Origin of the sequence: Paenibacillus chartarius (genome assembly GCF_042432825.1) — a bacterium.
GTDB classification, from domain to species: Bacteria; Bacillota; Bacilli; order Paenibacillales; family NBRC-103111; genus Gordoniibacillus; species Gordoniibacillus chartarius.
Window position 1 is genome coordinate 16,682 of the sequence record NZ_JBHLWN010000019.1, and the last position, 18,723, is coordinate 35,404.

General features: G+C 58.3%; 21 protein-coding genes and 1 riboswitch. Of the genes, 20 read left to right on the forward strand and 1 reads right to left on the reverse strand.

The annotated features are described in order from the left end of the window. Nucleotides 1-67: 67 nt before the first annotated feature. The 4 genes from ACFFK0_RS03245 to ACFFK0_RS03260 all read left to right on the forward strand — a co-directional run bounded on the left by ACFFK0_RS03245 (nt 68) and on the right by ACFFK0_RS03260 (nt 3,898). Complete coding sequence (locus ACFFK0_RS03245; RefSeq protein WP_377468451.1) at nt 68-898, forward strand: ATP-binding cassette domain-containing protein; 831 nt, start codon at nt 68-70, stop codon at nt 896-898. Next, nucleotides 889-3,066 carry an ATP-binding cassette domain-containing protein gene (locus ACFFK0_RS03250; RefSeq protein ID WP_377468452.1) on the forward strand — a complete coding sequence of 726 codons (2,178 nt, stop codon included), beginning with the start codon at nt 889-891 and terminating at the stop codon, nt 3,064-3,066. Before ACFFK0_RS03245 ends, ACFFK0_RS03250 begins: the two co-directional genes overlap by 10 nt. Nucleotides 3,067-3,081: 15 nt before the next feature. After that, a complete protein-coding gene (locus ACFFK0_RS03255) occupies nt 3,082-3,513 on the forward strand; it encodes a DUF1284 domain-containing protein (RefSeq protein WP_377468453.1) in 432 nt (143 codons plus the stop codon). A 91-nt stretch (nt 3,514-3,604) separates the two neighbouring features. Then, entirely contained in the window at nt 3,605-3,898 is a 294-nt protein-coding gene (locus tag ACFFK0_RS03260; RefSeq protein ID WP_377468454.1) for a hypothetical protein, read from the forward strand. 1,063 nt (nt 3,899-4,961) lie between these two features. Here the strand turns inward: ACFFK0_RS03260 and ACFFK0_RS03265 are convergent. After that, entirely contained in the window at nt 4,962-6,308 is a 1,347-nt protein-coding gene (locus ACFFK0_RS03265; protein ID WP_377468455.1) for an MFS transporter, read from the reverse strand. Nucleotides 6,309-6,438: 130 nt separating this feature from the next. On the opposite strand from ACFFK0_RS03265, the gene ACFFK0_RS03270 reads away from it, so the two are divergent. The 16 genes from ACFFK0_RS03270 (at nt 6,439) to cobS (ending at nt 18,709) form a co-directional block, all read left to right on the forward strand. Continuing rightward, nucleotides 6,439-6,930, forward strand: a complete 492-nt coding sequence (locus ACFFK0_RS03270; RefSeq protein WP_377468456.1) for an Lrp/AsnC family transcriptional regulator — start codon at nt 6,439-6,441, stop codon at nt 6,928-6,930. Nucleotides 6,931-6,943: 13 nt separating this feature from the next. Then, nucleotides 6,944-8,137 carry an aminotransferase class I/II-fold pyridoxal phosphate-dependent enzyme gene (locus ACFFK0_RS03275; protein WP_377468457.1) on the forward strand — a complete coding sequence of 398 codons (1,194 nt, stop codon included), beginning with the start codon at nt 6,944-6,946 and terminating at the stop codon, nt 8,135-8,137. 91 nt (nt 8,138-8,228) lie between these two features. Then, nucleotides 8,229-8,492: an aspartyl-phosphate phosphatase Spo0E family protein gene (locus tag ACFFK0_RS03280; RefSeq protein WP_377468458.1), complete on the forward strand. Its 264-nt coding sequence runs from the start codon at nt 8,229-8,231 to the stop codon at nt 8,490-8,492. Nucleotides 8,493-8,544: 52 nt separating this feature from the next. Beyond that, nucleotides 8,545-9,081 (forward strand): hypothetical protein, encoded by a 537-nt coding sequence (locus ACFFK0_RS03285; protein ID WP_377468459.1) that lies wholly within the window; start codon nt 8,545-8,547, stop codon nt 9,079-9,081. A 186-nt stretch (nt 9,082-9,267) separates the two neighbouring features. Continuing rightward, complete coding sequence (locus tag ACFFK0_RS03290) at nt 9,268-9,663, forward strand: ATP-binding protein (protein ID WP_377468460.1); 396 nt, start codon at nt 9,268-9,270, stop codon at nt 9,661-9,663. Further along, entirely contained in the window at nt 9,629-10,249 is a 621-nt protein-coding gene (locus ACFFK0_RS03295) for a histidine kinase dimerization/phospho-acceptor domain-containing protein (protein WP_377468461.1), read from the forward strand. Before ACFFK0_RS03290 ends, ACFFK0_RS03295 begins: the two co-directional genes overlap by 35 nt. Then, nucleotides 10,215-10,781 (forward strand): hypothetical protein, encoded by a 567-nt coding sequence (locus tag ACFFK0_RS03300; RefSeq protein WP_377468462.1) that lies wholly within the window; start codon nt 10,215-10,217, stop codon nt 10,779-10,781. Before ACFFK0_RS03295 ends, ACFFK0_RS03300 begins: the two co-directional genes overlap by 35 nt. A gap of 33 nt (nt 10,782-10,814) precedes the next feature. After that, nucleotides 10,815-11,180: an STAS domain-containing protein gene (locus ACFFK0_RS03305; RefSeq protein ID WP_377468463.1), complete on the forward strand. Its 366-nt coding sequence runs from the start codon at nt 10,815-10,817 to the stop codon at nt 11,178-11,180. A 244-nt stretch (nt 11,181-11,424) separates the two neighbouring features. Next, nucleotides 11,425-11,841, forward strand: a complete 417-nt coding sequence (locus tag ACFFK0_RS03310; RefSeq protein WP_377468503.1) for a CBO0543 family protein — start codon at nt 11,425-11,427, stop codon at nt 11,839-11,841. Between the two features lie 32 nt (nt 11,842-11,873). After that, nucleotides 11,874-12,141: riboswitch (cobalamin riboswitch) on the forward strand. A 197-nt stretch (nt 12,142-12,338) separates the two neighbouring features. Further along, nucleotides 12,339-13,355, forward strand: coding sequence for an ABC transporter substrate-binding protein (locus ACFFK0_RS03315; RefSeq protein ID WP_377468464.1), 1,017 nt, complete (start codon nt 12,339-12,341; stop codon nt 13,353-13,355). Beyond that, nucleotides 13,355-14,392, forward strand: a complete 1,038-nt coding sequence (locus tag ACFFK0_RS03320; RefSeq protein WP_377468504.1) for a FecCD family ABC transporter permease — start codon at nt 13,355-13,357, stop codon at nt 14,390-14,392. Before ACFFK0_RS03315 ends, ACFFK0_RS03320 begins: the two co-directional genes overlap by 1 nt. A 16-nt stretch (nt 14,393-14,408) precedes the next feature. Continuing rightward, a complete protein-coding gene (locus ACFFK0_RS03325) occupies nt 14,409-15,230 on the forward strand; it encodes an ABC transporter ATP-binding protein (protein WP_377468465.1) in 822 nt (273 codons plus the stop codon). 29 nt (nt 15,231-15,259) lie between these two features. Beyond that, nucleotides 15,260-16,312 (forward strand): nicotinate-nucleotide--dimethylbenzimidazole phosphoribosyltransferase, encoded by a 1,053-nt coding sequence (gene cobT / locus ACFFK0_RS03330; protein WP_377468505.1) that lies wholly within the window; start codon nt 15,260-15,262, stop codon nt 16,310-16,312. Nucleotides 16,313-16,324: 12 nt separating this feature from the next. Further along, nucleotides 16,325-16,903, forward strand: a complete 579-nt coding sequence (cobU, locus tag ACFFK0_RS03335) for a bifunctional adenosylcobinamide kinase/adenosylcobinamide-phosphate guanylyltransferase (RefSeq protein WP_377468466.1) — start codon at nt 16,325-16,327, stop codon at nt 16,901-16,903. A 1-nt stretch (nt 16,904) separates the two neighbouring features. Beyond that, nucleotides 16,905-17,894, forward strand: a complete 990-nt coding sequence (gene cbiB, locus ACFFK0_RS03340) for an adenosylcobinamide-phosphate synthase CbiB (RefSeq protein WP_377468467.1) — start codon at nt 16,905-16,907, stop codon at nt 17,892-17,894. Next, a complete protein-coding gene (cobS, locus tag ACFFK0_RS03345) occupies nt 17,873-18,709 on the forward strand; it encodes an adenosylcobinamide-GDP ribazoletransferase (RefSeq protein WP_377468468.1) in 837 nt (278 codons plus the stop codon). The genes cbiB and cobS overlap by 22 nt, the downstream gene beginning before the upstream one ends. The last annotated feature ends 14 nt before the right edge of the window (nt 18,710-18,723 follow it).

The following is an 18,723-nucleotide window of genomic DNA, read 5'->3' on the forward strand; positions in this document are numbered from 1 at the left end:
GATTTGTGGTTGACAATACATTTGCGAGTATAGCATACAATTTGACTGGGTAAAAGAGGGGATTTTCATGAATGGCACGAGTGGACGGATGTTCCGGCTTCAAGGTGTGAATGTCGCTTTTCATACGCCGCAAGGGCTGCAGCATGTGCTGAAGGACATCAGCCTCGACATCGCAGCAGGGGAGTGGGTTGCGTTGGTCGGCCGCAACGGCAGCGGCAAGAGCACGCTGGCCAAAGTGCTGGCGGGCCGGCTCCCTCTCTCCTCCGGTGTGCTGGACATTTCGGCGGAAGTCCGGTCGCAGCTTGTGTTTCAAAATCCGGAGGCGCAGCTCGTCGGGGATACGATCGGTGAAGACATCGCGTTCGGGTTGGAAAATGCCGCCGTCGAACGCTCCTCCATGCCCGGGCGCATAGCCGAAGCGATGAAGCAGGCCGGGCTCCGGATGCCGCTCGATAGGCCGGTGAAGGAGCTGTCCGGCGGGCAGAAGCAGCTGCTCGCCGCCGCCGACTGCCTTGCGCTGCGGCCGAACGTATTGATCTGGGACGAGGCGACGTCGATGCTTGATCCGCACGGACGGCTCAGGCTCCTGCAGACGGCGCGGAAGCTGCATGCAGACGGTGTGACGATCATATGGGTGACGCAGCTGATGGAGGAGCTGGCGGCGGCACAGCGGGTCGTTGCCTTAGAGGATGGACGAATGGTCTACGAGGGAGACAATCGGAGGTTCTTCTACGATGCGCTCGGCGGGGATGGGGAAGCGCCTTGCGAACGGATCGGCTTCGCGGCGCCGTATGCCGTTCAGGTGGCGAGGCGGCTGCTCGCGTCCGGACACCGGCTGAGCGTCAAACCGATTGACGCTTCCGAGCTAAGCGGGGCGGTGACTGCGTTATGCCGATAATCGCTAAGGGATTGGAAGTTGTGTTGTCTGGAAAAACGGGGCCCCGCCCGCTCTTCAGGGACCTGTCGCTGACGCTCGAAGACAGACAAATTACGCTGCTTGTCGGAGTGACCGGATCGGGTAAATCGACACTGCTTGATGCGCTGTCCGGGCTGCGTCCGCTGGATAAAGGTACGGTGGAGATTGACGGGCTGCCGCTTTGGACTAAGGGGAAGCGCGTCAACCGGGACGCGAACCGAAAGCTGGGGGCGGTGTTTCAGCAGCCGGAGCAGGGGCTGTTCGCGCCTACCGTGCGCAAGGAGCTGCAATACACGCTGCGGCCCTTATCGCTCCCGAGTGACGCTGCCGAGCAGCGGATCGCCGAAGCGCTTCGCACGGTGGAGCTGCCGCCCGGCATTCTGGAGCGCTCTCCGTTCCTGCTCAGCACGGGACAGCAGCGGCGGGTCGTCCTGGCGTCCGCCGATGCTGCGAAGCCGTCCTGGCTGTTCCTGGACGAGCCGACGGCGGCGCTCGATCCGGCCGGCGCAGCGGCGGTGACGCGCTGGCTGACGAGGCTGCGCGCCGAAATCGGCTGCGGCATGGTCGTGGCTACGCACGATCTGGATACGTTCCTGCCGCTGGCCGACCGCGTGCTTGTGCTGGAGGGCGGCGCGCTTGCCGCCGACGCGTCACCGGCCGAGCTGGCTGCGCGGCCGGAGCTGCTGCTGCAGGCCGGCGTCGGGCTGCCGGCCTATATCGAGACCGCTGTGCTGCTGCGCCATGCGGGGATTGCCGCCGCCGCGACCCCGTCGGCGGCAGAGCTCGCCGAAGCGATTGGCTGCGCGATACAAAGCGCCAGCCGCTCGCCGGCTGCGGGCGCAGTTGCACTCCTTGATTCTGCCGCAGAGGGTCAAGCAGGCGCGGAAGCGCAGCCGCAAGGGATTGGGCAGGAGCGGATAGTCTGGCGCGAGGCGGCTCGAAATCGGGAAGCGGGGCGCGTTGCAGTGCGGGAGAAACGAGCGGAGTGCGATGTAGAGCTGAAGAGGGAAGCGGACGCTGTGCAGGCGGGGACAAAGCACGACGCGGAGCAGGCGAAGATAGAGCTCGATACAGCGCCAGCGGGGAAAAAGTACGATGCGGAGCAGGCGAGGACAGAGTACGATGCGGCGCAGGCGGGGACTGAGCTCGATGCAGCACAAGCGGGGACAGAGTACGATGCAGCGAAGGCGGGGACAGAGTACGATGCGGCGCAAGCGGGGACAGAGTACGATGCGGCGCATGTGGGGACTGAGCTCGATGCGGAGCAGGCGAGGACAGAGTACGATGCAGCGAAGACGGGGACAGAGTACGATGCGGCGCAGAAGCGGGTGTCGGAATGTGCTGCAGCGCTCGAACAGCCGGACATGGCAGGGCCGACTCTGGGGCGGCCGTTCTGGAAAGCGCCGCAAGACGCGTTGGAGCGGCTCGATCCGCGTGCGAAGTGGCTGTTCCTCGTACTGGTTACAAGCGGAATTATGCTGCAGCGGACGTGGGCGGGCTTGGCTTGGAGTGCTGCGGGAGCAATTGTACTCTCCCTCGCAGTACGGTTCCCGCTTCATCGCTATAGCAAGCTCTGGGCCGGCTATTTGCTCGTTACAGGCATTTCTATGGCGCTGGCCGGCGCGCAGTGGGGAGAACTGTTTCGGGGAGAGCCGGGGTGGTTCTCGTCGGAGCATGCGCTCGCGACGGCGTTGTCGGTTTTGCGTTTTCCGCCTGCGATCGTACTGGGGCTGCTGTTCGCGCGAACGACGAGTCCGATGCAGGTTAAGCGCGGGCTTGAGCAATCGCTCGGACGGATAGCTCCGCTGCGTGTTCCGGTAGAGCTGCTGACGTTTTGCACGGCCATGCTGTTTCGCTTCGTTCCGCTGCTCACCGGTCTATGGGAGCGCTTCTCCCGCATCGTCCGGATGCGCGGCAAATCGCGGGCGAAGCCCGGCTCCGTCGGCGTCCGGGACGTGCCTGCCGTCTTGACGCCGCTGCTCGTTACATCGTTTCAGCTCGCCGAGCAGCTGGCCGATGCCGTCGAGGCGCGCGGCTATGTGCTTGGCCAAACGAGGACCTCGAGCGTAAGGCTAAAGCTGAGCCCTGCCGATTGGTGGACGATGCTCATCGGTACGGGATTGCTGATCGGATTGATTTTGCTGGGATAGGGTGGGGGAAGCCGTATGGAAAGGACCGTTAAGCTGAGGGGACATCACTTGCTGTGCATGCTGGGCTATCGGGGGATGGGATATTCGCCCGCTTATGCGGAGAACATGTCGGCCGTACATGAGAGGCTGCGTGCAAAACCGGGGACGGAGATCGAGCTGGTTGCGGGGCCGGACGACCTGTGCGTCTGTTTTCCGGCGGACAAGCCGTACCATTGCGATGCCGATTCGGTTCATCGTAAGGACGCATTGGTGCTCGCGCACCTCGGCTTCAAGCTGGGCGAGACGATGCCGTGGGCGGAGGTGCTGCGCAGGGTGGCGGAGCGGGTCCGCCCGGAACATATTCCGCAGTGGTGTGCGACTTGTCCGTGGCTGTCCTACGGGGTATGCGAGGAAGGTGTGCGCATCGTGAAAGATGGAGGCGGGCTGCGGGAGCTGCCGGAAGCGTGATTTTACATAAAAGTAACATGGTTCGGGTTGAATAATTATGCAACTAGGTGTATATTTATAAGTGTAAATCCGACTTGGAAGGTGAAGCCCCGTGATTATCGCTTATGAATATAGTACGCCTACGAATGAACAAATGACACGGCTCGGCTGGCCGGCAGGCCATATCCAGCAAAGCATCTCCGACGTATCCGTAGTCGCATACGACGGCGAAGAGCCGGTCGGCTTCGGCTACGTAACGGCAACTGACGGTACCGGAGCAAGCAGCTGCTGTATACAAGTCCATCCGGACTACGCCGCGCGGCAGATCGACGCCAATATCCGCAAGCTGCTGCTCGTGCGCAGCATGAAAATGAAACAGCCTCAAGCCGTGTGCGAGGTAAGCTGATTCGGCGCGTGACGGGAAGACGGCTCATCGCTGCTGGAAAATAGCTCCGCGTTTCAAATGAAAAAGCTTCCAGTCCTATTGTGAAAGTGGGGGAATGGAAGCTTCTTTTACTGTATTGCGAAATGTTAAACCGCACTTTCCTGTGTACAATGAAAATAAAGTGCTGAGGAGAAACGCCGAAGTTTTTTATAGATTTTGCAATGGATATGGAAGTGAAAGGTTCATTGCGACCTGAAATCTTCATCGGAGTGGGAGCGGCCTGGTGCCATTACAAGCAACAGCGGCTTTGCGGCGGGGAAAAGAGAGGTCCGGCGAGGCGCTGTTCCTGAACCGGCGAAGCTATGGTCGGAGTTCAACTTGGTCAATGCCGGTAAATGTGTGTGTGCTTATACGTGCGAGTGCAAATGCTGGTTTGTGTTCGTAGCTTGGGGAGAGAGCCCGGCGTAGACCCTCCAAAGCGGACTCTCAGTCCGCTATTGTTGTAATCATGAGCCGTTTCAATGAAATAGCGGTACGGCAGGGCGTTAAATTTGGACAAATGCCGATTTTCAGCCTCTCTCACGCCGAGTTTGGCAAAATAGATCCCTGAAAATCCGCTATTCCTTATCAACGGCTCAAATCGGCGGAATTAACGACTTGTAAGTCCGTTGTCTGGAAGCCTACGTCTGACTATGGAGTCGGAAGGGCCATCGAATCATGCCTCACTCCGGTAAAGTTGTACTTTATTTTACTCATTTGAGTAAGTGAAGCGGCAGTTCATTTCGAAAAATGATCAGGGTCCGCTTCACGCAGCTCGTCTAATACCCGCCTCTACGGACGGCAGAACCGAAGGTTTAATGCCGCTTCGTCGTTCGGGTAATTGGCTTGTAGACGATCTTAACCGCACTACATCACGTATTACAATTCCGCAATAACCTCCGACCACACCTCCGATTAAGCCACCGCAGCGCACCACCGCATGACACCACCGCACGACACCACCTCATGACACCACCGCACGACACAACCGCACGACACAACCGCACGACACCACCGCACGACACCACCGCGCAGCACCACCGCACTAAACCGCCTGCCGCTCCTCCTCCGGATCCCGCACGGCCGTAACGAGCAGCACCGAGGCCAGCGCAACGAGGCTGCCGATCAGGCCATAGGTGAACAGACTGTGCATGCCGCTTAGCACCGTCTGCGCATCGTCCCCATGCTCGGAGACGAACATGCCCATCAGCGTCACGCCGACGGCGGTACCGATGTTGCGGGCGAACATTTGCATCGAGCTCGACAAGCCCTTCTGATCGGGAGCGACGAGCTGCTGCGCGCCGATCATACAGACGGTGAACAGCATACCGAAGGCAAGCCCCTGCACCGTCATGCCGGCGAAGGCGTACCAGAATCCGAGCGTCCCCTTCACGAACCAGAACCAAACTCCCGACACGACAAGCGTGGCGTTGCCGATCAGCAGGAGGGGGCGATACCCGTACTTCAAAATCCATTTGCCCGCCGGTACCGCCACCGCCATCCAGCCCGCCGACATGCCGAGCAGCGCGACCCCGCTAAGAAACAGCGAATACCCCGAATGCTGCAGGAACAGCGGCACGTACGTCGAAGCGCCGAACATCGCCGCGCACGACAGGAACGTGACGGTAATCATGCCGGCGACAGGCCGGTTGCGAAACAGCTGCAGCGGCACAATCGGCGACGCATGCTTGCGCTCGAACAAGAAAAACGCCGCAAGAAACAGCACCCCGCCCAAGCCGAGCAGCCAGCGCCCCGACTCCGAAACGGTAACCGCCAGCAGCATGGAGACGCCGAGGGCGAACAGCAGCGCACCGAACCAGTCCACCTTGGCCGGCTTCGGCTGGTACACTTCCTTGTAAGGCAGCAAAGTGAGGAGGCAAATCAAGCAAACCGGGACGTTGACGTAAAAAATCCAGCGCCAGCTCGTATACGTGACGAACAGCGAGCCGAGGAGCGGCGCGATAATCGCGGAAATGCCCCACATCGAGGTGAAGAACGCCTGGATGCGTCCCCTCTGCGCAACGGAAAACAAGTCGCCGGCGATGATCGCCGGGAATGGCATCATAAAGCCGGCGCCCGCGCCCTGAACGACCCGGTACAGCACGAGCTGCAGCATCGTGTTGGCCGTTCCGCATAGCAGCGAGCCGAGGAGGAAGATGACGATGCCCGCCCCGTACACCCGTTTGCGCCCGAACATGTCGGACAGCCTGCCTGCAATCGGCGATAGCACCGTCGAAGCGATCATATACGAGGCGAAGCTCCACGCATACAGCGACATGCCGCCGAGCTCGCGGGTAATGGTCGGCATCGTCGTATTGACGATGGTCGTATCCAAAGAAGCGGTAAGAATGGCGAGAATGATGCTGACCATAACCCAGATGCGGTGTTTCATGAAATCCTCCGTTGTCGTATAAGGTAGTTTTTCCTAATTATCTCCAAACTCGGCCTGCCCGTCAAAATTCATTGAACTGGGACACCCGTTAGGTGTAAACTGTTTTTATATTCTCAAGGAGGCCCAGAACATGACCGAATTTAAGCTGAAGATTCTCGAATTGCTCAAGGAGGATGCGCGTCGCTCCCCTGCTTTGATTGCGACCATGCTGGGCGCGGCGGAAGCCGAGGTGGCGGAGGCCATCAAAGAAATGGAAGCGGATCATACCATTGTCAAATACGCGACCGTGGTGAACTGGAGCAAGATCGAGGACGAGAAAGTCGATGCGCTGATCGAAGTGCAAATTACGCCGGAGCGCGGCCGCGGGTTCGAGGGCATCGCCGAGCGTATTTATTTATATCCGGAAGTGAAGTCGGTATATCTCATGTCCGGCGCGTATGATTTGGCGGTCGAGGTGGAAGGGCGCAACCTGAAGGAAGTCGCCGCCTTCGTCTCCAACAAGCTGTCGCCGATTGAAAGCGTACTGTCGACGAAGACTCATTTCATTTTGAAAAAATACAAACAGGACGGCATCATTTTCGAAGATCACGAGGACGATCACCGGATGCCGATTTCTCCGTGAAGGGTGAGCGAGCATGGGGCAAGAAGGAACAGATGTAAAATCGAAATCGATGAGCGATTACTTGGCTCCGCTGGTGCGGGACATTCAGCCGTCGGGTATCCGGAAGTTTTTTGACCTGGTCAGCGGATCGAAGGACATTATTTCGCTCGGCGTGGGCGAGCCGGACTTCTCCACGCCATGGCACGTGCGCGAAGCGGTCGTGTTATCGCTGGAGCGGGGCAAGACGAAATATACGCCGAACAGCGGAATTCCGGAACTACGGGAAGCGATCGCTGAATATCTATATACTAATTTCCATACACCATATGAACCGAAGGATGAAGTGCTCGTTACGGTAGGCGGCAGCGAGGCGATCGACCTTGCGCTGCGGGCGCTCATTACGCCGGGGGACGAAATTCTCATCCCTGAGCCGTGCTACATTTCATATTCCCCGATCGTTACGATCGGCGGCGGCAAGGCGGTCGGCATCGAAACGAGCGCGAAGCATAACTTCAAGCTGCAGGCGAGCGAGCTGGAAGCGGCAATTACGCCTCGTTCTAAGGTGCTCATTCTCTGCTATCCGAGCAACCCGACCGGCGGCATCATGACCCGCGAAGATTTGCTCCCGCTTGTAGAAGTGATCCAGAAGCACGATTTGCTCGTGATTTCGGATGAGATCTATGCAGAGCTGACCTACGGCACGAAGCATACGAGTATTGCCTCGCTGCCCGGCATGCGCGACCGCACCATTCTCGTCAGCGGCTTCTCGAAGGCATTCGCCATGACCGGCTGGCGGATGGGCTACGCTTGCGGACACCGTGAGATTATTTCGGCCATGCTGAAGATTCATCAGTATACGGTCATGTGCGCTCCGACGATGGGGCAGGTAGCGGCTTTGGAGGCTTTGCGCAACGGGATGGAGGAGAAGGACCGGATGGTCGAGTCCTACAACCAGCGGCGCCGGCTGGTCGTGAAGGGCTTCCGGGACATCGGGCTTGACTGCCACGAACCGGAGGGGGCGTTCTATGCGTTCCCGTCCATTCAGAAGACCGGGCTTACCTCGGATGAATTCGCCCAGCGGCTGCTCGTGGAAGCGAAGGTTGCGGCGGTGCCGGGACACGTGTTCGGACGCGGCGGCGAAGGCTTCCTGCGCTGCTCTTACGCATATTCGGTCAGTCAGCTGAACGAAGCGCTGGAGCGCATTTCCGGGTTCTTGTCCAAATTGTAAAAAAACGTGAAAAAAGTTATTTTCAATCTGAGCAAAAGCTGATATCTTATAAGTAGGATAGACGGCGTGTAACCGAGAAGGGGGTCAGGACATGGCATTTTTGGAATATCAGCTTACCAACTTTCAGCAGCGGCTGCTTGTGCACGAACCCTCTGATAATCGTCGGCTGTTTGCCCGGAAACGCAAGTCTAAGGCTCAGCTCGCTCTGGAAGAGGACATTCATTTGCTCCGCTGCAGGCTGGAACAGATGGTCGTCGATGGAAGCACGATGACCTCGGAAGCCGTCGTTGAAGTCAGCATGCTGCTCGATCGGAAGATTAACGAATATATGAACACAGGGAGGAAGAGCCGGTGAGTGCCGGCTTTTTCTCTGCCATAGAGACACATAGCAAGGGAGAGGACTTACGTTGAAGGCAAAATGGTCAGTCGTACTGACGGCGCTGCTGCTGGCGGTAAGCCTGCTGGCAGCCGGCTGCGGCAGCAAGCCGAAAGCGGATGTATCGATTTTCATGATGGGACCTAACGGGTTTCCGCAGGAAGCGGCGGACAAGCTGAAGAACGGGCTTACGGCCGCGGTCGGCGCTGCGCCGACGATTGCCATTCAAGCGGCGCCGATCTTTTCGCCGGAGCTGATGATCGTTCAGCTGGCTGCGGGCGAGCACGATATCATCGTCCTGCCGCATGAGCAGTTTACGAATCTGGCGAAGCAGGGCGGACTCGTTCCTTTGGAAGATCTGGTGAACCGGGACGACTACAAGGCCGGCATTGTGGAATCGGACGACAACGGCAAGAAGGAAACGCATTTGTACGGTATTCCGCTGGACGAGTCGAAATGGTTCAAGGATCAAGGGTATAAGGGGCAAGGCCTGACGGCGTTCATCCCAAGCAACACGAAGCATCTGGACAATGCGAAGAAGCTGATTGCCTTGATGGCGGCCAAGTAGGCCGTCTTTTTTTCTTTCTAAAAATAGTAACTTTTTGTGAACTAACGACAAATTTCGACAGACATCAAATTTTTATTAAGTTAGATTAAGGAAGGCTTGTCATTTCGTATTGACACCGGCTGAACTTTCTGTTTGCATCGAAGCTGACATTCAATTATCGAGATGTGAAGAATGGAGTCTACTGCGATGAATGGCTTGCTTGTACATATCGATAGTGAAGAAGACATTTTTCTTGCTATCAGCCGAACTCGTTATTTGGCAGGCGACATGTTTAGGAAGGAAGAATTGCAAGCCCTGTTTGTAACCGTCTTGGAGCTAACAAGGAACGCGCTCAAATACGCAGGAGGCAAAGCCATCTTTACATGCCAGCTCGTGGAGGGCGGCTTACGGCTGCAAGTTATCGATAAAGGGCCGGGTATCGCCAATCTGGATGAAATCTTTAGCGGCAATTATCGCTCCAAAACTGGGTTAGGTCTAGGGCTGCAAGGGGCGAGACGATTAATGGATGCATTTGAAATCGAGACTTCCGAGAAGGGGACAATCATTCGTGCAACAAAATGGACATCTCAGCGAAGAACCTAAGAAAAACGAGATCCATTTAAGCCAGCTGGCATCGGTCGGACAGGTGGCCGCAGGGATCGCACACGAAGTTCGAAACCCGCTAACGGCGGTTAAAGGGTTTCTTCAGCTCCTGAGGGAAAAGCATGATCAAAGGTATTTGGAAATTGCGCAGTCCGAGTTGGACAATGCATTGGGCACATTGGAGAATTTACTCCACGTGTCGAAGCCCGATTTAGAGAACGAGCCTAATCAATCGATTAACTTAGCCGCAGAGCTTGAAGGGGTGCTTCAGCTTTTTCAAGATCAGTTTTACCGGGTTAAGGTGGAGACGAAGTTCGAACAGACGCAAACTTGCGTTTACGGTAAGAAAAATCAATTGAAAAAGGCATTTTTTAATGTGTTGAAAAATGCCTTCGAAGCGATTCCGGATAAAGGCACCATCTTTGTTTACCATACTTCAGCCGACGATTATGTGAGTGTAGTCATCGAAGATACCGGCAGCGGAATACCGAAAGAAAAAAATCGTATTGCTGAGCACACCTTTCTTCTCTACCAAGCCGCAGGGAACAGGGATGGGGTTAACGCAGGTGTTCTCCGTCGTATATGATCATGGCGGACACATTAAGGTGGAAAGTGAAGAAGGTGTCGGGACCAAATTCACGATTACGATTCCGACTGATTCCGGTAAACAACGTTATGAGGTGAACAAATTGAATTTGACTATTAATGACGGTCAGCACATGCGTGAGTTTTTCGAGGCGAACAAGCAAAAATTCGAAGAACAGCTGCTCCAGGAAGCTGTGAATGTAAGGGACAAGGTTGAGGAGATACAAACGATCGGCAATATTAACCTGTTGAAAAATGCCCATAAACTGGTTCTATTTCTGATCGAGGGACGCAAGCATGAAATTATTACCTTTGCCAAAGAAGAGGGGGTCAGCTGGGCCAGACATTCTTTGACTTTGTCATTCAAGCTCGAATGGATGCATGCGATCCGGCGGGTTGTGTGGGACTTTCTGTACAATTTCGACCGGTTGAAGGAAGTCGAACCCGGTATTGAACATTTCTATACGCAGGAAAAACAAATCAACGAGCTTATCGATCAATTCTTGAATTATTTCTTCATAAGCTATTCCTAATATAAGGATGAGCTTATCAAATCCCATCGGGAAATGGTCGAGGATCTTTCGGTCCCGATTATCCCGTTATCCGAATCCATGTGCATTCTGCCGCTGATCGGCACGATCGATACATATCGGGCGAATACGATTGTGGACAAGGTGATCAATCAAATCGGGGTATCCCGCATTCAAAGATTAATTATCGATTTGTCCGGTGTTGCCTACATGGATACTGCGGTGATCAGCTACATCATGAAGGTCATTGATGGTGCTTCCATCATGGGTTGCCATGTGGTGATCACCGGGGTTCGGCCAGAAATCGTGAAGACGATGCTGAAGCTCGGCGTTTCCTTCGATCACAAAGCGGAAACGAAGGGGACCCTGCAGCAAGCCTTATTACAGTATCTGCACATGTAGATTGGACTACGGATTCGCGGGAACCTGCGGGCGGCACTTGGCCTGCGGATCGGGGATCTTCCACGAAGGCGGCCGAATAGGCCGTCTTTTTTTCGATTCGGGAGCTTTACTCACAGTTTCGTTCTTTGGCGATACCTCCAAGCAAGCGGGCGGTTTTGCGTCACAGACAATATGGGTAGAATAAACTTGTGGTAATAACACCCAAGTGCGTCGAGGGAAAACAATGAATGATCAACTGCATGATATGCAGCAAAAGGCTGCCCAATTTGAACTTGAAAGATGGATCGGCAGCGAAGTTTTTACGTGGCCGTGGTGGTTCTTGTTAGCTCTGTTTTTGATTCCATGGTTCGTTTTGTTTAAGTTGATTGACCGCAGTAGGGCATATTCGATTTGGTTCTTTGGACTTATAGTACTGATTATTACGTCCTTTACGGACGATCTAGGTGCAGAGATCGGAGCCTGGGTATATCCTGTTAAGTTAGTCCCCTACTCTTTGATCGGGTTTCCCTATGATTTTTCCATGGTCCCGGTTGCGCAGATGTTGATATTTCAATACTTCAGAACGTGGAAATCTTTCTCCGCTGGCTTATTATGTCAAGCGCTTGCAACCTCCTTCGAGCCTAAAATAACGCTTGTCTCATCCCCCCGGACTGTCCTATAATCGATGGAGAGTTATGGGTCTGGACCCACTGAAATACCTTACTGCCGATAGGTGCCTGCAAGCTCCGCTGTGCAGGTTAAAAGGGAAGCCGGTGCAAGTCCGGCACGGTCCCGCCACTGTTAACCGGGTAACGCCTCAACCGCCACTGTCTGCAAATCGACGGGAAGGCGAGGCGGCGTGCTTCGTCCGATCGATAACTTTCGCAGGCGTTGTTCATCATGCCGATGAGACGCTGCGCAGGCGTTTGCGATCGACCGCACACCCGCAAGTCAGGAAACCTGCCTATTCGGTTCGGCTAACGAAATCCTTCGAGGAGAGGATCGCGCTATTCGGAATGATGCAGGCAGTTGGAGCCGCCCTAACGGCTCATGCACACAGCACATGCTTTCCGTTTATCGTCCCCTCTGCCTTGCGGCGGAGGGGTTTTCGTATTGATGCCCGGGCCAGGTCGGAGGTAGGGAGGTTTCAGCATTCCGAATCAGAAAGAGGAGAGGAACATGAAACAGAAGACGGCATGGTTGAAGAAAGGTCTTATTTGGACGGCGGCGGGCGCGCTTGCGCTTGCACTCGCGGGCTGCGGCGCCAAGGACAATGGTTCGGGGAACGGGACGGCCGCGGCTCCCGGCGCAAGTAACGGACAAGCCGCTACGCCGGCGGCATCGTCGGCAAAGAAGACGCAGTATCCGCTGAAGGAGAAGGATGCGACCGGCAAGGAGTTCGTGTTTGAGAAGGCTCCGGCGAAGATCGCATCGGTATCCCCTGCGGAGACGGAAGCGCTGTACGCGCTCGGTCTGGGGGATAAGGTGGTCGGCGTTTCCGATTATGACGATTATCCGGCGGAAGTCAAGTCGAAGCCGAAGCTCGGCGGCGTCGTGAAGCCGAACACCGAGGCGGTCATCGCAACGGGTGCGGAGCTCGTCTTTGCCGGCGTGTCCCAGAGGAGGGACGTCGTTGAACAGATGCGCGGACTGAACATTAACGTGTTTCAGGTAGAGCCGAAGTCGCTGCAGGACGTGATGAACGACATTCTTCAATTCGGACGGATTATGGACACTCAGGAGGAAGCTGAGAAGGTCGTAGCCAAAATGAAGGCGGACATCCGGAAGGTGCAGGACGCGGTCAAAGGCGTGAAGCCGGAAGAGAAAAAGAAGGTGTACGTCGAGTTTTCGCCGGGCTGGACCGTTGGTAAGGGCGAGTTCATGGACGAGCTGATTACGCTGGCGGGCGGAGTGAACGTTGCGGCCGATACGCAGGGCTGGAACAAGATCAGTGAGGAGAAAATCATTCAGGCGAACCCGGATGTCATCGTATTCGCAGCGGGAATCACCGACGAGAAGACGAAGAAGTCGCTCGAGCAGGTCATTCGCGAGCGCAGCGGCTGGGATAAGATTAATGCGATTAAGAATAATCGGGTCGTAGGCCTGGAATCCGGACCGTTTAACCGCCCGGGCCCGCGGCTGACGGAAGGGCTGCTGGCGATGGCGAAGGCGGTCTATCCCGATCTGGTGAAATGATGAAAAGAAAGCTGTGGCTGTGGGGAGGAGGAGGGATCGTCCTCCTTCTTCTTTCTGTTCTGGTTAGTCTCGGTATCGGCGCCGTTTCCGTACCTGTGCCCCATATCGCCGGAATTGTCGTTTCGCACATTCCCGGGCTGGGCGAGCACATCGCGAAAACGTGGCCGGAGCAGTCGGAGCAAATTATTTGGAGGGTGCGTCTGCCGCGCGTCGTCCTCGGCATGCTGATCGGAGCGGCGTTATCGATGGCCGGAGCGGCGTTTCAGGGCATACTGCGCAACCCGCTGGCGGACCCGTATACGCTTGGCGTATCTTCAGGTGCGTCGGTAGGGGCGGCATTTTTAATCTATTTCGGTCTGCAGTTCAGCTTCTTCGGCGAATGGACGCTTCCGGTCGTCGCGTTCTTGACGGCGCTGGCGGCGCTCGCCGTCGTGCTGCGTATGGCGCAGGTCGACGGAAAGTGGCAGATGGAGACGCTGATTTTGTCCGGTACAGTGATGCAGGCTTTTCTCGGTGCGGTGGTGGCGTTTTTCATTGCCATGTCCAAAAATGTCATCAACGACATCGTCTATTGGCTAATGGGGTCGCTTGCGCTGCGCGGTTGGGCGTACCCCGGCCTGATCGCTCCTTATGTAGGTTTAGGCTTTATCGTATTATTGGCGAACGCGAAAGCGCTCAATTTGTTTGTGCTTGGGGAGCGGCAGGCAGCGCATCTCGGGGTGAACGTGGAGAGGACGAAGCTGGTCGTGCTCGTCACGGGGGCAATGCTGACGGGGGCTTCCGTGTCGGTGGCCGGGATCGTCGGGTTCGTCGGACTCATCGTGCCGCATCTCGTCCGGCTGCTGTCGGGGCCGGATTACCGGCTGCTGATCCCGTTGTCGGCTTTAGGAGGCGCCGTGTACGTATTGATCGCGGATACGATTGCCCGCACGCTGCTGAGTCCGACGGAAATTCCGATCGGCGTTGTCACGGCGTTCCTGGGCGCTCCGTTCTTTATGATGCTGCTGCGGAAGCACAAGCGGTCGTTGGGGCGATAAGAAACGGAGGAAGACGATGAAGCATAGCGGAGGGTATCGACCGGAAGAAGTCGTGATTCGCACGGAGCGGGTGTCGAAGTCGTTCGGCGGCGATGAAGCGCTGCACGACGTATCGTTCGAGGTGAGGCGTGGGGAATTCTACGGCATTCTCGGACCGAACGGAAGCGGGAAGTCGACGCTGCTGCGAATTGTTTCCGGGGTGGAAACTCCGGACACGGGCAAAGTGGAGGTGGAGGGCAGGGCCGTCGCGTCCTATAACCGGAGGGCGCTGGCGCAGCGGGTGGCGGTGCTGCAGCAGGACGCGCTGCCGCCGGTCGGCTTTACGGTGCGTGAAGTCGTCGAGATGGGGCGGTATCCGTTCCAAAGCTGGCTTGGCGACGATGAACCGGGGACGGATGCGCTGATCGGGAGCATTATGGGCAGGCTGGGGCTGACCGGCCTTGCCGACCGGCCGGTCGAGAGGCTGAGCGGCGGCGAGAGGCAGCGTGTCGCGCTGGCCAAGGTAATGGCGCAGCAGCCGAAGCTGCTGCTGCTCGATGAGCCGACCACGTTCCTGGATATCGGGTATCAGGTACAAATGATGGATTACATTCGCGCGTGGCAGAAGGAAGACGGGCTAACCGTGGCAGCCGTACTGCACGATTTGAATTTGGCTGCGCAGTATTGCTCCCGGCTGCTGCTCATCTCCCGGGGTCACGTCGTAGGCGAGGGCACTCCCGGGGAGATCGTTACGAGTCAGTTGATTGCGGATGTATACGGCACTGAACCGATCGTGCTGCCGCACCCGGACAACGGCGCACCGCAAATATTGCTGCGGGCGGGGCAGTCCGATAGTTAAGCACATAAAGGAGGTATTGAGGCGTGGGGATACCTAGATCGTTAATCACATTAATAGACCGGATCGGGGCGCCGGATGCGGAAGCTATGGCGGCTGCGGAACGGCGTTTGGATCAGCTGACGAAGCCGCCGGGCAGTCTGGGCAGGCTGGAGCGGCTTGCGGTGCAAATAGCGGGAATTACCGGCGAAGTCGCCCCCAGCTTGGACAATAAAGCGATCGTCGTTATGGCCGGCGATCACGGCGTCTGCGAAGAGGGGGTCAGCGCGTTTCCGGCGGCAGTAACGCCGCAGATGGTGCTGAACTTCCTTGCCGGCGGCGCGGCTGTCAATGTGATGGCGCGCCAAGCGGGGGCGGAAGTCGTCTGCGTCGATATCGGCGTCAATGCCGAGCTGGAGCATCCGCGGCTAGTGAGCCGGAAGGTGCGCCGCGGCACGGCGAATTTGGCGAAAGGCCCGGCGATGACACTGGAGGAAGCGGAGCAGGCGGTGCTCATAGGTGCCGAGCTGGCCGCGGAGCTGGCGGCGCGCGGAGTGCGGCTGATCGGCACGGGCGAGATGGGGATCGGCAATACGACGCCAAGTGCGGCGCTGCTCGCCGTACTCGGCGGCGTTTCGCCGGCTGAGGCGGTTGGGCGCGGCACCGGCGTCGACGATGCGGGTATGGCCCGCAAGGTGTCGGCCATCGGGCGCGGCATCGCCGTGAACGAGCCGGATCCGAACGATCCGTTCGGTACGCTGGCGAAGCTGGGCGGGCTGGAAATCGCCGGTCTCGTCGGAGTCATTCTCGGCGCGGCGGCGCAGCGCTGTCCCGTCGTCCTGGACGGCTTCATCTCGACGGCGGCGGCGCTCGTCGCCGTGAAGCTGGCGCCCGCTTGCAAGCCGTATTTGATCGCCTCGCATTTGTCCGAGGAACGCGGTCATGCGCGCCTGCTTCGGGAGCTGGGGCTGGAGCCGGCGCTGCAGCTGGGCATGAGGCTGGGAGAAGGGACGGGGGCGGCGCTGCTGTTCCCGATCATTGATGCATCGGGACGCGTCCTGCGCGAGATGGCAACGTTCGAAAGCGCGGGGGTTTCCCGTGAATAGGGAGGCAGGCCGATGCTGACACTCGTTACGGGCGGCGCGCGCAGCGGCAAGAGCGGCTTCGCGGAACGGCTCGTTATGCATGAACACAGGGAGGCTGTTTATATCGCGACGGGACAAGCTTACGACAGCGAAATGCAGGAGCGGATCGCGCTGCACCGGCAGGAGCGGGAGTCGTCCGGTTTCGCCTGGACGACAATCGAGGAGCCGCTCGAGCTTGGCGGACTGCTGCGCCGGGACATGTGGGAGGCAGCGTCAGCGGTGCTCGTCGATTGCTTGACGCTATGGCTGTCCAACCGGCTGCTGCGTGCCGAGCATGAAGCGGACATAGACGAGCTTCTGCAGAGGGAAATCTCCGAGCTGGTCGAGACGGCGGCCGCTTTTCCCGGACGGCTTACGCTGGTGACGAACGAGGTCGGCAGCGGGATCGTTCCCGAGTACAAGCTGGGCAGGCAGTACCGCGATTATGCGGGAAGGCTGAACCGGCTCATGGCGGAACGCGCGGAACGGGTATTTCTCGTTACGGCCGGCATTCCCGTCGAGCTGAAGTCCATGCAGTACCGGTTTCCGGATCGGAACGGGGGCCGGTTGTAGCATGTGGCTGTCGGGAGGCTTCTCTCTTACGGAAACGCTGGGCATGGCGCTGGCCGCCATTGTGATCGACTGGCTCGTCGGCGATCCGGCCCGGCTGCCTCACCCGGTCATCGTCATCGGCCGCTGGATCTCGATGGCGGAACGCCGGCTGCGGAAGGACGGCATGTCTGCGGCGGCGCTGCGTGCGAGCGGGATTGTAGTGCTGCTGAGCACGCTGCTGCTGGCGTGGGGGTCGACTCTGCTCATCGTTTCGGCTGCCAAACGGGTACATCCGTATCTCGGCTATGCTGCGGGAACATGGCTGATCAGCACGACGCTCGCCGTTAAAGGTCTGAAGGATGCGGCCATGCTCGTCTTCCGTCCGCTGGAGGCCGGCAATCTGGCCGATGCGCGCAAATATACCGGCTACATCGTCGGACGCAGCACCGACGAGCTGGATGAGGACGAGCTGACTCGCGCCGTCGTCGAGACGGTGTCGGAAAATATCGTGGACGCCTTCGTCTCTCCGCTGCTGTTTGCGCTGCTCGGCGGCGCTCCGCTCGCGATGCTGTACCGGGCTTCCAATACGCTGGATTCCATGGTAGGTTACAAGAACGACAAATACCGTTACTTCGGCTGGGCGTCGGCGCGCTGGGACGATGTGCTCAATTTCATTCCGGCCCGGCTTACAGGCGTTGTTATTGTGTTATATACGTTGCTAAACCCGGGGATGTCCGGCGTCCGTGCGGCCCGCTCGATCCGTTCGTTCGCCAGGCTTCATCCGAGCCCAAACAGCGGCATTCCGGAGTCGGCCGTCGCCGGGGCGCTGGGCATTGAGCTGGGGGGACGCAACGTCTATTTTGGGGTTGCGAGCGAGCGCGCCCGGCTGGGCTGGCCGCTGCGGCCGCGGTCTAGAGGGGATATCCGGGCTGCGGTTCGAATTTTGTACGGAGTCAGTTTCATTGTGGCAGGGGGCGTGGCGCTCGGACTATGTCTATGCTGGCTATATTGAAATCGTGGGTACAATCCGGCGCTGCCGCCGTCCAATTCCTAACGAGGTTTACGCTTCCGGTGAACGCTCCTTACGATGCTGTGTCGCTCGCCCGGAGTACGGTATGGTATCCGTTCGTCGGGCTCTTGATCGGTGCTGTACTCGCCGCTGCCGGAGCTATCGCCGGATGGCTGCTGCCTCCGCTGCCGGCAGCGGCCCTGGTGCTGGCCATATGGGTTGCCGTGACAGGCGGTCTGCACCTCGACGGGCTGATGGATACGGCGGACGGGCTGCTGAGCCACCGCGACCGCGAGCGGATGCTGGAGATCATGAAGGACAGCCGCGTCGGGGCGATGGGCGTCATCGCCGGCGGTCTGCAGCTGCTGATGAAGCTGTCGCTGCTCAGCGTATGGGCCGAGGCGGGGCGTGAATGCCCGTCCGTATGGCTGCTGCTGCCGGCTGCCGCGGTGCTGAGCCGCGCTTTTATGACCGCCGCGATCGCCGGCTGGCCGTACGCCCGCGCGGGAAGCGGCGGGCTCGGCGGTCTTTACCGCGGCGTCGGCCGCGTGCACGCGTGGATGGCGGCAGGAGGAGCGCTGGGGCTGACGCTGCTGCTCGGGCTGGCTTCATCCGGCTTAGCGGACTGGCCGAAGGCGGCGGTGTTCGCCGCGGCCGCCGGCGTGCTCGCTTATGCGGCAGGCTGCTTGCTGGCGCAGCGCATGAGCGGCAAGCTCGGCGGCTTGACCGGCGATACGTACGGGGCGCTTTGCGAGGTGCTGGAGACGCTGCTGCTGCTGGCTATGGCGGCTGGGGTGCATACTGGACTTTTACCTTGATGACTTATCGCTGA